Annotated in this window: 15 protein-coding genes and 1 tRNA gene; 6 read left to right on the top strand and 10 right to left on the bottom strand. The window is 65.4% G+C overall.

The genetic code is table 11. The features are described from left to right. Positions 1 to 39: 39 nt before the first annotated feature. The 4 genes from I5E68_RS19440 to I5E68_RS19425 all read right to left on the bottom strand — a co-directional run bounded on the left by I5E68_RS19440 (position 40) and on the right by I5E68_RS19425 (position 3,710). Positions 40 to 258: a hypothetical protein gene (locus tag I5E68_RS19440; RefSeq protein WP_197167318.1), complete on the bottom strand. Its 219-nt coding sequence runs from the start codon at positions 256 to 258 to the stop codon at positions 40 to 42. A 245-nt stretch (positions 259 to 503) separates the two neighbouring features. Further along, the gene (gene wecC, locus I5E68_RS19435) at positions 504 to 1,817 is read right to left on the bottom strand and encodes a UDP-N-acetyl-D-mannosamine dehydrogenase (protein ID WP_197167316.1); all 1,314 of its coding nucleotides are present in this window, start codon (positions 1,815 to 1,817) and stop codon (positions 504 to 506) included. Then, complete coding sequence (gene wecB, locus I5E68_RS19430; RefSeq protein WP_197167314.1) at positions 1,804 to 2,949, bottom strand: non-hydrolyzing UDP-N-acetylglucosamine 2-epimerase; 1,146 nt, start codon at positions 2,947 to 2,949, stop codon at positions 1,804 to 1,806. The genes wecC and wecB overlap by 14 nt, the downstream gene beginning before the upstream one ends. A gap of 47 nt (positions 2,950 to 2,996) precedes the next feature. Further along, positions 2,997 to 3,710 (bottom strand): tetratricopeptide repeat protein, encoded by a 714-nt coding sequence (locus I5E68_RS19425; RefSeq protein WP_197167312.1) that lies wholly within the window; start codon positions 3,708 to 3,710, stop codon positions 2,997 to 2,999. Between the two features lie 157 nt (positions 3,711 to 3,867). Here I5E68_RS19425 and dcd point away from each other — a divergent pair, with 157 nt between their 5' ends. Beyond that, complete coding sequence (dcd, locus tag I5E68_RS19420; protein WP_197167310.1) at positions 3,868 to 4,422, top strand: dCTP deaminase; 555 nt, start codon at positions 3,868 to 3,870, stop codon at positions 4,420 to 4,422. A gap of 42 nt (positions 4,423 to 4,464) precedes the next feature. Here dcd and I5E68_RS19415 read toward each other — a convergent pair whose 3' ends face one another. The 3 genes from I5E68_RS19415 to hisC form a co-directional block, all read right to left on the bottom strand. Then, the gene (locus I5E68_RS19415) at positions 4,465 to 5,250 is read right to left on the bottom strand and encodes a transglutaminase-like domain-containing protein (protein WP_197167309.1); all 786 of its coding nucleotides are present in this window, start codon (positions 5,248 to 5,250) and stop codon (positions 4,465 to 4,467) included. Between the two features lie 81 nt (positions 5,251 to 5,331). After that, positions 5,332 to 6,267: a prephenate/arogenate dehydrogenase family protein gene (locus tag I5E68_RS19410; RefSeq protein WP_197167307.1), complete on the bottom strand. Its 936-nt coding sequence runs from the start codon at positions 6,265 to 6,267 to the stop codon at positions 5,332 to 5,334. After that, positions 6,264 to 7,388, bottom strand: a complete 1,125-nt coding sequence (hisC, locus tag I5E68_RS19405) for a histidinol-phosphate transaminase (RefSeq protein ID WP_197167305.1) — start codon at positions 7,386 to 7,388, stop codon at positions 6,264 to 6,266. The genes I5E68_RS19410 and hisC overlap by 4 nt, the downstream gene beginning before the upstream one ends. A gap of 170 nt (positions 7,389 to 7,558) precedes the next feature. Here hisC and metX point away from each other — a divergent pair, with 170 nt between their 5' ends. From metX to I5E68_RS19385, 4 genes are all read left to right on the top strand, one after another. Further along, the gene (metX, locus tag I5E68_RS19400; RefSeq protein ID WP_197167302.1) at positions 7,559 to 8,665 is read left to right on the top strand and encodes a homoserine O-acetyltransferase MetX; all 1,107 of its coding nucleotides are present in this window, start codon (positions 7,559 to 7,561) and stop codon (positions 8,663 to 8,665) included. Then, positions 8,662 to 9,096, top strand: coding sequence for a GNAT family N-acetyltransferase (locus I5E68_RS19395; protein ID WP_197167300.1), 435 nt, complete (start codon positions 8,662 to 8,664; stop codon positions 9,094 to 9,096). Before metX ends, I5E68_RS19395 begins: the two co-directional genes overlap by 4 nt. Beyond that, positions 9,093 to 9,701 carry a methionine biosynthesis protein MetW gene (gene metW / locus I5E68_RS19390; protein ID WP_323982228.1) on the top strand — a complete coding sequence of 203 codons (609 nt, stop codon included), beginning with the start codon at positions 9,093 to 9,095 and terminating at the stop codon, positions 9,699 to 9,701. Before I5E68_RS19395 ends, metW begins: the two co-directional genes overlap by 4 nt. 114 nt (positions 9,702 to 9,815) lie before the next feature. Further along, the gene (locus I5E68_RS19385; RefSeq protein ID WP_197167298.1) at positions 9,816 to 10,487 is read left to right on the top strand and encodes a glutathione S-transferase family protein; all 672 of its coding nucleotides are present in this window, start codon (positions 9,816 to 9,818) and stop codon (positions 10,485 to 10,487) included. Between the two features lie 58 nt (positions 10,488 to 10,545). On the opposite strand, the gene I5E68_RS19380 is transcribed toward I5E68_RS19385, so the two are convergent. After that, entirely contained in the window at positions 10,546 to 11,502 is a 957-nt protein-coding gene (locus I5E68_RS19380; protein ID WP_197167296.1) for a complex I NDUFA9 subunit family protein, read from the bottom strand. Between the two features lie 296 nt (positions 11,503 to 11,798). Between I5E68_RS19380 and I5E68_RS19375 the strand changes: the two genes are divergently transcribed. After that, a tRNA-Leu gene (locus tag I5E68_RS19375) sits at positions 11,799 to 11,885 on the top strand. Positions 11,886 to 12,023: 138 nt separating this feature from the next. Here the strand turns inward: I5E68_RS19375 and I5E68_RS19370 are convergent. Continuing rightward, positions 12,024 to 13,211 (bottom strand): tyrosine-type recombinase/integrase, encoded by a 1,188-nt coding sequence (locus tag I5E68_RS19370; protein WP_197167294.1) that lies wholly within the window; start codon positions 13,209 to 13,211, stop codon positions 12,024 to 12,026. Positions 13,212 to 13,377: 166 nt separating this feature from the next. Continuing rightward, a complete protein-coding gene (locus tag I5E68_RS19365) occupies positions 13,378 to 13,548 on the bottom strand; it encodes a helix-turn-helix domain-containing protein (protein WP_197167292.1) in 171 nt (56 codons plus the stop codon). Positions 13,549 to 13,634 lie beyond the last annotated feature (86 nt).

The raw sequence follows: 13,634 nt of genomic DNA, 5'->3' as shown, positions 1-13,634 counted from the left end.
GGAGCGCAGCGAGGGGGCAGGCCGAATGACGGGGCCGGTTCAGACGTCGCAGGCGTCGGGATCGGCCCCGTTGCCGTTTGGGTTCTGTGGCGCAGTGGCCTCGGCGGTGCTTTCGAGCACCTTCACCGTGTCGCGCACCCGGTCGAGCGCGGATTGCACGAAGGCGGCATCGACGAGGAATTCGCGCTCGTCGAGGAGGGCCAGTGCCTTGGCAAGATGGCTTTCGGCCTCGCGGGCGATGTTCACCGGGCTTTGCACGAGGGGCGGGTTTCCTTGTCGAGACAGAGTTCGCAAGATCCGCTGCGCCCCTTGCGGGGGTGACCGAACTACGAACGACCGACTAGGAATGTACCCCTAGGTAGGGGCCATAGCCAAGAGCCGGGAGGCGCGTGGCAGTCACGCGTCCTTCCCGCTCTTTGTCTTTTATAACAGCGCAGTAGCGAATTAATTATCCGAAATGGACGCGATTTTCGTCCATTTGACCCTCACGGCTAGCCGCAAGCTCAGCTCGCGAGCCTGATGCGGGCCTCCTCGTCGCGCACCACGCGCGGCTGGTCGCCCCAGATGCCGCGTGTATCGTAGACGAGCTTGTCCGCGCGCTCGGCCAGCGGCACCACGCGGAAGACGTCGTGGTCGACCAGCACGATCAGGATGTCGCAGGTCTCCAGCGCGTCGTCGATGTCGATCTGGGTGGCGCCAGTGCCGGTGAACTCGATCGGCAGCTCGGCGGCATAGGGCTCTACCACCTGAATCTGCTCGCCGAACTTGCGTGCGAGGCGGCTGGCGACGAAGCGTGCCGGGCTTTCGCGGAAGTCGTCGATGTTGGCCTTGAAGGCGAGTCCGAGGCACGCGACCCTTGCCTGCGGATGCGCCTCGATCAGCGCTTCGGCGCGGGCGATGACGTGGTGCATCTTGGCGTCGTTGACCCCGCGCGCGGTGCGGATCAGCGGGGTTTCATCAGGGGCGCCGTGCACGATGAACCAGGGGTCGACCGCGATGCAGTGACCGCCCACGCCCGGACCGGGCGAGAGAATGTTGACGCGCGGGTGGCGGTTGGCGAGGCGGATCACCTCCCAGACGTCGAGTCCCATCTTGTCGGAGACGATCGAGAGCTCGTTGGCAAAGGCGATGTTGACGTCGCGATAGGCGTTCTCGACGAGCTTGGTCATCTCGGCGGCGCGGGCATCGGTGGTGACGCATTCGCCGCGCACGAAGCGCTTGTAGAAGGCCAGTGCTTTACGCGCGCAACGCGGGGTCACGCCGCCGATGGAGCGGTCGTTGTTGATCAGCTCCTCGAGGATTCGTCCGGGAAGCACGCGCTCGGGGCAATAGGCGATCGAGATGTCGGGCGTCTCGCGGGTGAGCCCCGGGATCTTCAGGTCGGGGCGCATCTTCGCGATCATGTCGCGCAGCTGTTCGGTGGTGCCGACCGGCGAGGTCGACTCGAGGATGACCACGTCGCCCGTCTTGAGCACGGGGGCAATCGTTCGCCCGGCGGCCAGGACATAGGAGATGTCGGGCGTATGCTCGCCGCCCGGGCCCTTCTCGAAGGGCGTGGGTACCGCGATCACGAAGACGTCGGCGGGGGCGACCTCGGTCGAGGCCGAGAGCAGCCCGCGCGCGACCACGCCCTGCACGAGGCCGTCGAGATCGACTTCCTCGATGTGGATTTCGCCGCGGTTGATGGTGTCGACCACCTTCTGCGAGACGTCGAGCCCCAGCACCGGGCAGCCCGCGCGCGCGATCACCGCGGCGGTCGGCAGGCCGATGTAGCCGAGGCCGACCACGCAGACAGAGGGTTTGTTATCCGATTTCACGTGCCAGAAGCTCCACGATCCTGCCCGATGCCAGCCCGTCCCCGAATGGGTTGTGGGCCTGCGCCATGGCGTCATATGCCGCCTTATCGTCGAGCAAGGTTGCCAATTCGGAAACGATTGTCACGGCCGAAGTGCCCACCAGCCTTGCCGTGCCCGCATCGACGCCCTCTGGCCGCTCGGTCGTCTCGCGCATGACGAGCACCGGCTTGCCCAATGCAGGCGCCTCCTCCTGCACCCCGCCCGAATCGGTCAGCATGATCTCGGCTATCGAGAGCAGCCGCGCGAAGTGCGGATAGTCGAGCGGCTCGATCAGTGCGACGTTGTCGAGCCCGGTGAGCCGCTCGTTCATCACCTTGCGTACGTTGGGGTTGAGGTGGACCGGGAAGATCACCGCGACCTCGGGCCGCTGCGCGATCTCGCGGATGGCCTGTGCGATCTGCTCCATACCCTCGCCGAAATTCTCGCGGCGGTGGCTGGTGACGCCGATGATCCGCCGCCCGGCAAAGCTCTCCTCGAGCCGCGACAGCCCGGCTGCGAGTTCGGGGCGGCGCTCGATCTCGCCGGTGACCCAGTGCAGCGCGTCGATCACCGTGTTGCCGGTCACGTGGACGCGCGACGGATCGACGTTTTCCTTGAGCAACGCGTTTTGCGCAGTCGCGGTCGGCGCGAAGTGCAGGCTGGCGAGCGAGCCGATGATCTTGCGGTTCACTTCCTCGGGCCAGGGATGGTGAATGTTGTAGGAGCGCAGCCCCGCCTCGACGTGATCGACCGGCAGCTTGCGATAGTAGGCCGCGAGCCCGCCTGCCATCGCGGTCGCGGTGTCGCCTTGCACGATCACGCGGTCGGGCCTCACCTCGTCCATGACCCGGCCAAGGCCGGTGAGCAGCCGTGCGGTAAGCGCATCGAGGCTCTGGTCGGGCTGCATCACGTCGAGATCGTAATCGGGCACGATCCCTGCGATCTCGAGCACCTGGTCGAGCATCTGGCGGTGTTGCGCCGAGACGCAGACCACGCATTCGAAACGCGGATCGGCCTTCAGGGCATGGATCACCGGGAACAGCTTGATCGCCTCGGGGCGCGTGCCAAAGACGACAAGGATGCGGGCTGGCGATGTAGAGGCAAGCTGGGACATGAGTGCTGAAATACCCGGCAAATCTTAAGCTTCAGATACGGAATGGCTTACTTGGCGCGTTTGCGCTGCTGGGCAATGAATTCCAACTCTCCTTTCGCGATGGCGCTGTCCGGATCGTACTTGAGTGACTTCTTGTATGCATTTTCCGCAGCAGCAAGATCGCGCTTTTCAACAAGCATGTAGCCGATCCCGCGCAGCGCGGATGCGTGGTTGGTGCTCTTTGTCTTGTCGTCTTCTCCGAGGTCTGCGTGCTCCAAGGCCATGCGGTAGGCATCTTCTGCCTTCCCGTTCTGGCCGTTGATCCGATAGGCGTAACCTAATTCTACGAGATAGCGCGAATGCATTGGTGCAAGCGAAGTCAATCGCTGCAGAGTGGCCAATGCCTCGGGCTTGCGGTCAAGTTCCACTAGGGCGTAGGCTTTGGCAAAGAAGGCGTCGCACACGTCGCGACCCATAACCAGGCCGTCCTTCTTCTCAATTGCAGGCAGGACCGCATAAACGGACGCTTCCATCAAAGTGGGGCCGCAAAATACCATTCTCGTTTTTTCGGCCTCGGCGATCTGCTGGTTGAAGCGGTCGATCAGCGGTGCCAGGAGGTCCAACGCCTGCGCAGGCTGTTTTTGGCCGATCAAGGCGAATGCCTGGTCTACTTCGGCGCTTGCCGCCTCCTCGCTGCCCGTTACGATGCGCGCGTCGCTGGCCTTCGCCGGGCTTGTTATCACGGCTCCGGCGCCCAGCATGGCCAGAATGCATTTCTTCATGAGCTCCACCCCCTACGTCGCTACATGACCATGCGTAACCACAATTGAAGCAAGGGAAAATCCCCTCCAGCTCCGGACGCAGAGATATCAGGGGAGGCAGTGGACAAGACTGGGGCTGTACTTGCCGCTTCGCGTGCTTTGCGCAATGACTTGCCGCATGTCTATTCTAAGCGACAAGTGGATCCGCGAGCAGGCCCTCGAACACGGCATGATCGAGCCGTTCGTCGAGAGCCAGCGCCGCGATGGCTGCATTTCCTACGGGCTTTCGTCGTATGGCTACGACGCGCGGGTCGCGCCCGAGTTCAAGATCTTCACCAACGTCGACAGCGCGGTGGTCGATCCCAAGGACTTCGCCAGCAATTCCTTCGTCGATCGCGAGACCGACGTCTGCGTGATCCCGCCCAATTCCTTCGCGCTGGCGCGTACGGTCGAGTATTTCCGCGTGCCGCGCGACGTGCTGGTGATCTGCCTTGGCAAGTCGACCTATGCGCGCTGCGGGATTATCGTCAACGTGACCCCGCTCGAGCCGGGCTGGGAAGGGCACGTGACGCTCGAGTTCTCGAACACCACGCCGCTTCCGGCGAAGATCTACGCCAACGAGGGGGCCTGCCAGTTCCTGTTCCTCAAGGGCAACGAGCCGTGCGAGACGAGCTATGCCGACCGCGCGGGCAAGTACATGGGCCAGCGCGGGGTCACCCTGCCGCGGCTCTGAGCGCTGGAGCACCGGCCCGAAAGCCGGTGCGCCTCGGCCCCGTCAGGCGGGCACCACTTCCTGTACGGTGACGCGCTGGGTCTTGAGCTCGACCTGCCCGTAGCTGGTAAGGAACGAGACGTCGGCGGCATCGCGCCCGACCCCGATCTTGGCCATCGCCTCGGGCGTAGACATGCCGGTCGCATCGACGATGTGCCAGCACCCGTCGAGAAACACTTCGGCCACCGCGTGGAAATCCTGGGGCTCGACACCGAGGCCGTAGACGCTGGCGAAGCGCGCCGGGATCGCGCTGGCGCGGGCGAGCGCGATCATCAGGTGCGCATAGTCGCGACACACGCCCTGGTGCGCGTGGAAGGTGTCGGCCGCCGTCGTCTGCGGGTTGCTCGATCCGGGCACGTAGCTGAGCGTTCCCGCGATCCAGTCGCGGATCGCGGCGATCCGCGCGCCGCCCCCGGTCCCGGCGAACTCCTGCTCGACGAAGGCCTGGAACTCGTCGGCGGGGCAAAAGCGAGAGGCCATCAGGTAGTCGACCGTCTCGCCCGGCAGCATGTGCGGTGCGGTCTGCGGCAGTGTCGCGATGTCGGTGACGAGGCGGTTGACCTCGACGGTCGCTTCGTAGCGCACCGAGAGCGGCTGGGCGAGGCGCAGCCAGATACGCTCGCCGATGTTCGACTGGCCCGGCACGCGGGCGAAATGTTCAACCTTGGGCAGGTCGATATGATGGCTGGTCACCGTCTGCTCGGGGATGATGGCAGCTTCGAGCTGGAGCAGCACGTCGGCGGGACCGGGCAGGTCGTATTCGAGTTCGGTCAGGATCGAGATCTGCATGGCAGGCTTCCTCACGAAGGGAACGGGTCTTTGCCCGCTCAATTCGCGAGGGTGCCATTTGGCTCCCGATGATCGTCGCGATCAGCCCTTCGTCTTGCCCCTTGCGGCACCGTCGTGGTCGCTGCGCCCGAAGTCTGGGCGCGAATCGTCCTGGCCTTCCTCGATGATCGAGCGGCGGATGGCGCGGGTGCGGGCGAAGTGGTCGAACAGCTGCTCGCCGTCGCCGACCCGGATCGCGCGCTGGAGCGCGGTGAGATCCTCGGTGAAGCGCTGGAGCATGGTCAGCACCGCGTCCTTGTTCGACAGGAAGACGTCGCGCCACATCGTCGGGTCCGAGGCCGCGATACGGGTGAAGTCGCGAAAGCCGCCCGCCGAATACTTGATGACCTCGCCCTGCGTCACGTCTTCGAGGTCCGAGGCGGTGCCGACGATGGTATAGGCGATGAGGTGGGGCAGGTGGCTGGTCACCGCGAGCACGAGGTCATGATGCTCGGCCGACATGATCTCGACATTGGCGCCGAGCGCCTCCCAGAAATGGACGAGCGAAGTCAGCTTGAGCAGGTCGCAGGGCTCTGGCGGGGTGACGATGCACCAGCGGTTGCGAAACAGCGAGGCGAAGCCGGCGTCTGGCCCCGAGTTCTCGGTGCCCGCGACCGGGTGCGCGGGGATCACGAGGTGGTCGGGCAGGGCCTCGGCAAGCGCCGCCGAGATCGCCTTCTTGGAAGAGCCGACGTCGCTGACGAGACAATGCGCCGGGATCGCATCGCGCAAGGGGGCAGCCGCCGCGCCCATCGCGCCGGGAGGCACGCAGAAGATGACGAGGTCCGCACTTGCGACCGCGTCCTCGGCGCTCTCGCTGACCGTGTGGCACAGGCCGCGTTCGGTCGCGCGCGCACGGGTCGCCGGATCGAGGTCGTAGCCGGTAACGCGGGCCTCGGGCAGGTATTGCTGGATGGCAAGACCGATCGAGCCGCCCTGCAGGCCAAGGCCGATGATTGCGACCTGGGTAAAGCTCATCCGGCGGCCTCCGCCATGGTACGCAGGGTCTCGGCAATGACGTCCATGTCGGCGCGCTTGCCGATGGTGATGCGCAGGGCCTGCGGCAGGCCCTGTCCCGGTAGCCAGCGCACGACATAGCCCGCCTCGGCCAGTCCCTCGAGCGCGGCTTCGGCAGTGAGCGCGCCCTCGAAGAGCACCAGCACGAAGTTCGCCTGGCTCGGCAGCGGGCGCAGACCGAAGTTGCCGAGCGCGGCCAGCTTCTCGGCGAAACGGGCGCGCTCCTCGCGGTTGTGCTCGCGGGAGCGCTCGACGAAATCGGTATCGCCAAGTGCCGCGAGCGCCATCGCCTGGCCGGTCGCGGGTACATTGAAGGGGCCGCGGATGCGGTTAAGGGTGGCGATCAGGCCCGGCGCCCCGGTGGCCCAGCCCACGCGCTCGCCAGCGAGGCCGAAGATCTTGGAGAAGGTGCGAGTCACCAGCACGTTCTCGTGGGCTGCGGCGAGCGCCATGGCACCGTCATCGTCCTGCGCCGCGACATATTCGCCGTAGGCCTGGTCGATCACCAGCACGACGTCGGAAGGAAGCGCGGCATGCAGGCGGGCGATCTCGCCGGCGGGCAGGAAGGAGCCGGTGGGGTTGTTGGGATTGGCGACGAAGACGACGCGGGTCCTGTCGGTAACGCAGGCAAGCAGCGCCTCGATGTCGGTGCCGTAGTCGGCATCGGGGGCGATCACCGGGGTCGCGCCGCAACGCCTTGCGGCGATGTCGTAGACCGCAAAGCCGTAGCGCACGTAGACCACCTCGTCGCCGGGGCCCGCGTAGCCTTGCGCGACGAGGTTGAGCAGTTCGTCCGAACCGGTCCCCATCACCATGCGTGCCGGATCGAGGCCGTGGCGCGCGCCGATTGCTTCGCGCAGCGCCTTGCTGTCGGGATCGGGATAGAGCGCAGGGGGCTGTGCCTTGGCCGCGAGCGCGGCCTCGCTGGTGCCGAGCGGGTTCTCGTTGGCCGAGAGCTTGATCAGCGCGCGCCCGTCCTTGCCGGTCGACTTGCCGGGGACATAGGCATGGATCGCCTCGATCCACGGCTTGGCGACGGGTGCCGGTGCGGGCGAGGGCGTGCTGGTCTCGGTTTCGCTCATGATGGCGCGCCTTTAGCTCAGCAGCGCAGCGATTGCACCCATCGATTCGCGCTCTGGCCGTGTGGCGACCCAATGTTCCAGCCTGGCCGTTCGGGCTTCGCTGCAAGAGCACTCCGATTGACACGAAGCGCGCGAAGGTCGAAGGGCCGGGGTCGAACCGAAGAATTGCCATGGCCACAGCCCCGATCATAGACACGAGCGCCGTGCTCGACCTTTCCGAACCCCTGCAGCTCGATGGCGGGCAGGTCCTGCCCGGCGTGCAGATCGCCTACGAGACGCAAGGCGAGCTCAACGCCGCGAAGGACAACGCGATCCTCGTGTGCCACGCGCTGACCGGCGACCATCACCTCGTCTCGGATCATCCCATCACCGGAAAGCCCGGCTGGTGGGTGCGCATGGTCGGCCCGGGCAAGCCGATCGACACCGATCGCTACTTCGTGATCTGTGCCAATGTCATCGGCTCGTGCATGGGCTCGACCGGCCCGGCCAGCCTCGCGCCCGACGGCAAGCCCTGGGCGATGCGCTTCCCCGTCATCACCATCCGCGACATGGTGCGCGGCCACGTCGCGCTGCTCGACGCGCTCGGCATCGATTGCCTGCACGCGGTCGTCGGCGGCTCGATGGGCGGCATGCAGACGCTCTCGCTCGCGGCCAACTTCCCCGATCGCACCCGCGCCGCACTGGTGATCGCCTCGACCGCGCGCCATTCGGCGCAAAACATCGCGTTCCACGAGATGGGCCGTCAGGCGATCATGGCCGACAACGAGTGGCGCGAGGGTGATTATTATGACCACGGTCGCGGTCCGGAAAAGGGGCTCGCGGTCGCGCGCATGGCCGCGCACATCACCTATCTCTCCGAAGCGGGCCTGACCGAAAAGTTCGGACGCCGCCTGCAGGACCGGCACGAGAAGACCTTCGGCTTCGACGCCGATTTCCAGATCGAGTCGTACCTGCGCTACCAGGGGCTGACCTTCTCGGGCCGCTTCGATGCGAACTCGTACCTCTACATCACCCGCGCGATGGACTACTTCGACCTCGCCGAGGAGCACGGCGGCCCGCTCGCCAATGCCTTCGCCGCCTCGAAGGCGCGTTTCTGCCTCGTCAGCTTCGATACCGACTGGCTCTACCCGACCTCGGATTCGCGCAATGTCGTCCAGGCGCTCAATGCCGCGGGCAAGCCGGTGAGCTTCGTCGAGCTTTCCGCGCCTTACGGGCACGACTCGTTCCTGCTCGACGTTCCCGCGCTCGACCGCGTGGTGGCAGGGTTCCTGGGATGATCGACCTGAGCGATGACACCGCGCGCCTCGATGTCGCGCGCATCCACGGCTGGCTGGCCTCGAGCTACTGGTCGCCGGGTATCGCGCGCGAACAGGTCGAGCGCCAGATCGCGGGCGCGCACTGCCTCGGTGCCTACGACGCCGCCGGGGAGCAGGTCGGCTTCGCGCGGGTCATTTCCGACCGCGCCAGCTTCGCCTGGCTCGCCGACGTGTGGGTCGACGAGCCGGCACGCGGGCAGGGGCTCGGGCGGCGCATGGTCGGCTGGTTCATCGAGCGGCCCGAATATGCCGGGATTCGCCGCTTCGCGCTGACCACCGCCGATGCTCACGGCGTCTACGCCAAGCTCGGGTTCAAGCCGCTCAGCCGTCCCGAACGCCTGATGGAACGCCTCTCGAACGAATTTGCCGCCATGCTGGAGAAGGCCTCGTGAGCGTGAGCGCAGCTGCCTTGCGGCCCGACCTTGCGGTGATCGCGCGCAATGTCGCGCCCGGCTCGAGCCTGCTCGACATCGGCTGCGGCGACGGCACCTTGATGGCCGCGCTGCGCGACGAGAAGCAGTGCGACACGCGCGGCATGGAGATCGACCCTGCGAACGTGGGCGCCTGCGTCGCGCGCGGGCTCTCGGTGATCCAGGGCGATGCCGACAAGGATCTCGTTTTCTATCCCGACAAGTCGGTCGACTATGCGATCCTCTCGCAGACGCTGCAGACCACGATGCGCCCCGACCTCGCGCTCGAGGAACTGCTGCGCATCGGTCGCAAGGCCTTCGTCAGCTTCCCCAACTTCGCACACTGGCGCGTGCGCCTCTCGCTGCTGTGGCGCGGGCGCATGCCGGTCACGCGGCTGCTGCCGGTGCTCTGGTACGAGACCCCGAACATCCACCACCTCACCATCGACGACTTCCGCGCGCTGGTGAAGGAGCGCGGGATCACGGTCGAGGGCAGCTGGTTCCTGTCGGGCGACAAGCGCTGCAGCCAGGCCGCCGCGAACTACTTCGCCGAACACGCGGTGTTCCTGCTCTCGCGCGACAGCTGATCAGGCGCTCGGCGACTGCTCGGCGCGCCGCGCCAACTTATCCACGCGTTTCGCCCGGGTCCTGTCAAGGCTCCGGGTGGACGCCCTAAGCGCCCTTGGGCAAGGTTCATCGCCATGTGGCACATCTTCCAGTTTCCGCTCTGTCCCTTCAGCCGCAAGGTGCGCCTGCTGATGGCGGAGAAGGGCATCGCCTACGAACTCCAGACCACGCGCCCCTGGGAGGGCGAGGACCGGCTGTTCCAGATGAATCCTGCCGGGCGCACGCCGGTGGTGCGCGAGATGGAGCGCGGCGTGGTCCTCGCCGACAGCCGCGCGATCTGCGAGTACTTCGAGGAAACCGTCGATCGCAACCCGATGCTGCGCGGGACCGACCAGCAGCGCGCCGAGATCCGCCGCCTCGTCGCCCTGTTCGACGAGAACTTCTTCAACGACGTCTCGGGACCGCTGCTCCACGAGAAGATGAAGAAGCGCCTCGTGCTTCGCCAGTCGCCCGACGGACGCTCGCTGCGCGACGCGATGAAGCTTGCGCACGATTATCTCGACTACATCGACTACCTGATCGACAACCGCCCCTGGCTGGCAGGCGCGACGATGACGCTGGCCGATCTCACCGCCGCCGCGCAGATATCCGTTGCCGACTACCTTGGCGGGCTCGACTGGTCGAGCCACGAGCAGGCGCGTGGCTGGTATCTGGTGATGAAGTCGCGCCCCAGTTTTCGCCCGCTGCTGACCGAGCGCATGGAAGTGATCCAGCCGCCCAGCCACTATGGCGAAGTCGATATCTGAGCGGACATGAAAAAGGGGGCGCGAAGGCCCCCTTTTTTGTTTCTCGCGATGCCGGAGCTCAGGCCTCGGTGTTTTCCTTTGTGCCGAAGCGGCCGTGCTTGCGGAACTGGGTCATCCAACGGTCGAGGAACAGGCCCATCGGGCGCGCCTTGACGCCGAGCTCGGCAAGGCCGGGTGCACCTTCGCTGGCAACGCTGCCGGCCTTGAGCAGCTTGATCTGGTCCGAGCTGATCGGGGTCAGCGGGAGCGCGGCAAACAGGCCCGCGAAAGCATCAGGCATTTCGATGAAGCAGGGCTTGCGGCCCGCGGCGGCCGCGATGCGGTGGTTGAGCTCGCGCATCGTCACCACCTCGGGGCCGGCGATCTCGTAGGTCTTGCCCCCGTGGGTCAGCGGGTCGCCCGCGGCATTGGCAATGGCCTCGGCGACGTCGTCGACGAAGACCGGCTGCAGCCTGCCCTCGGGCACGAAGATCGGCATGACCGGCGCGCTCGCCATGAGGTCGCCGAACATCATCACGAACTTGTCGTCGGGGCCGAACATGACCGAGGGGCGCAGGATTGTCGCCTCGGGGAACTCGGCCAGCGCGGCCTGCTCGCCTTCCGCCTTGGTGCGCGCATAGGCGACGTCGGAGGAAGCATCGGCGCCGATCGCCGAGACATGCACGAAGGCCTGCGCGCCAGCCGCCTTGGCCGCTGCCGCGATGCGGGCGAGACCTTCACCCTGCAGCGCGTCGAGATTGCCCGAGAAGGCGCCGACGAGGTTGATCACCACGTCCGAGCCCGCGAGCACGGCGGCGAGCGAGTCGGTGCGCGTGACGTCGCAGCCGGCGAACTGGACCTGGCCGAGGTTACCCAAGGGTTTGAGCGCATAGGCCTTCTTGGGGTGGCGGCTGGCAACGCGCAGGCGCGCGCCGCGTGCGAGCAGTTCCTGCGCAAGGTGCGTGCCGACGAAGCCGCTGCCACCCAGTACGGTGACGATCTTGCCGGAAAGCGAATCCTTGGGGGTCATGCTCATTGCCTCGAATCCTTGCAGCTCGGCAGCGCCCGGAACCCGTTTCCTGCACTGCAGCACATTGCACCTGCCCCTGCCACAAGGCACAGTCCCGGGCAACCGGCCAGTTGCCTCGGCACGCGCGGGCAGGGTGCATCCACTGCAACACAACGCTTTCCCGCCCCAGCCGACGCCACGACCCGCAAAAAAATGCACGCGCGCGATTTTCTTGTCTCAAGCCCTGTTGACACCGGCCCGCGCCGGTCTTAGAGGCGCCCTCCTACCCGGCGAGGACAGCAACTTGGCTCCCTTGCCTCCGTGCCCAGATGGCGGAATTGGTAGACGCACCGTCTTCAGGTGGCGGCGCTGGCAACGGCGTGGAGGTTCGAGTCCTCTTCTGGGCACCATTCACCTGCTCGCAGGTGTTCGCAAGTAGCCAAAAAGCCCCGGGAAACCGGGGCTTTTTGCTTTTCAGTTGTTCGTGAATGTTCGCCCGTAAAGGCCCCCAGCCGCGACCAGATGGGGGCCTCGAATGGGGCCTGCGATCAGGTCCCTCCTGTCTTGAGTTCATCGAGCCAGTCGCTCCACCACTGCATCATCTCGACCCGCTCGTCCCAATAGGCGGTGCGGTTGTAGATTGCGGCGGTGGTGCCGCCTACCTGCCGGGACATTGCGCGCTCGATGGCGTCCGGGTTCCACTTGCCACTCTCGTTCAGGAGCGAACTGGCCGTTGACCGAAAGCCGTGTGCCGACTGCTTGCCGGCGTAACCAAGACGCCTCAACGCGCCATTGACGGTATTCTCGGAAATCGGCTTGGTCTCGGAATGGAAGGCCGGAAACACATATGGGCCGTTTCGGTGCTGCTGCATGTCCCGGATAATCGCAAGCGCCTGCCGGGACAGAGGGACGTCGTGCGGACGACGCTTCTTCATGTCTGCGATCGGTGGAGACCAGCGGGCGCGATCAAGATCGAGATCTGCCCATTTCATCTTCCGGATTTCGCCCGGGCGCTGGAATAGGTGCGGGGTGATCCGCAGCGCGGCGAGTGTCGAGGGGTAGCCGGTGCATGCATCCATCTTCCGCAAGAGAATGCGCAGGTCGTCGATGTCGATAATGGCTGGCATGTGCGTGACGTCGGGGGCCAGAAGAGCGCGTTGTAGGGCCAGCGTCGGGTTGTTGGTAGCGCGGCCCGTAGCGATCGCATAGTTGAAGACCTGCCCGGCGACCGACCGAAGCCGCTTCGTGGTTTCCCTCAGTCCAGTCTTCTGGATGCGATCAAGGGCGGCGAACACCTCGGGTGATGTAATCTCCGCAATGGGGGCGTTGCCAAATGCCGCCGTCAGCTTCCCGAGCAGCCATTCTTTCTTCTTGATCGTCACGGCTGCACGACCTTCCTTACGGTCCTTTTCAATCAGCTCGTCAGCAATGGCGGCAAAGGTCTGGGAGGCTTCATGTCGGGCCTCTCGCTTAGCAACCTTGCGTTCGCGGGCTGGGTCTCGGCCCTCTGATACTGCGGTACGTGCCTCGTCACGCAGATCGCGTGCCCGCTTGAGCGTGATGTCCGGCCAGGCTCCAAAACTGAGCTTGCGCTCGACTCCGTGGTGGCGAAACTTCAAGCGCCACAGCTTTGAGCCCTTTGGCGTAATGAGAAGGTAAAGGCCCTTTTCGTCAGCCAGCTTCCAGTCCTTCGCGCGAGGTCGCGCGTTCCTAATGGTGTTGTTGGTGAGGGGCATCGTCGTCCTTCCAGTAATGTCGGTGTTCTGGGCGGAATGGCTGCAGACGAACGGCTGAGGGGGTGGAGCAGTGGCTCGACCCACCTCGCCGGGAGCAGCGAGATCAACGATTTGGAGAACAGAATAAGAATTGAGATTGAGAGTGAGGGGTATGGCTGGGAGTGCCTTAGTGCCGGATTTCCTGGAACCGCATCAGTTCGCTGTGGGGGATGCGCCTGGCGGCTCCAACCGTGATGTAGCGGATCATGTCCGTGCTCATCATGTCGTACATCTTGGTGCGACCGATGCTGAGCAACTCGCAGCACTCGTTGATGGTGTAGAGCTTGGCGGCGTTCAACTTCGTACTCCTTCATGTTGATGAGGAGCTGCCCATCTATGGGCACGATCGGACTTCGCCAAGCACTCTAAGACAGTCTATCCTGG

Origin of the sequence: Novosphingobium aureum, from assembly GCF_015865035.1 — a bacterium.
Classification (GTDB): Bacteria; Pseudomonadota; Alphaproteobacteria; order Sphingomonadales; family Sphingomonadaceae; genus Novosphingobium; species Novosphingobium aureum.
This window is presented reverse-complemented; position numbering and strand designations above follow the sequence as displayed.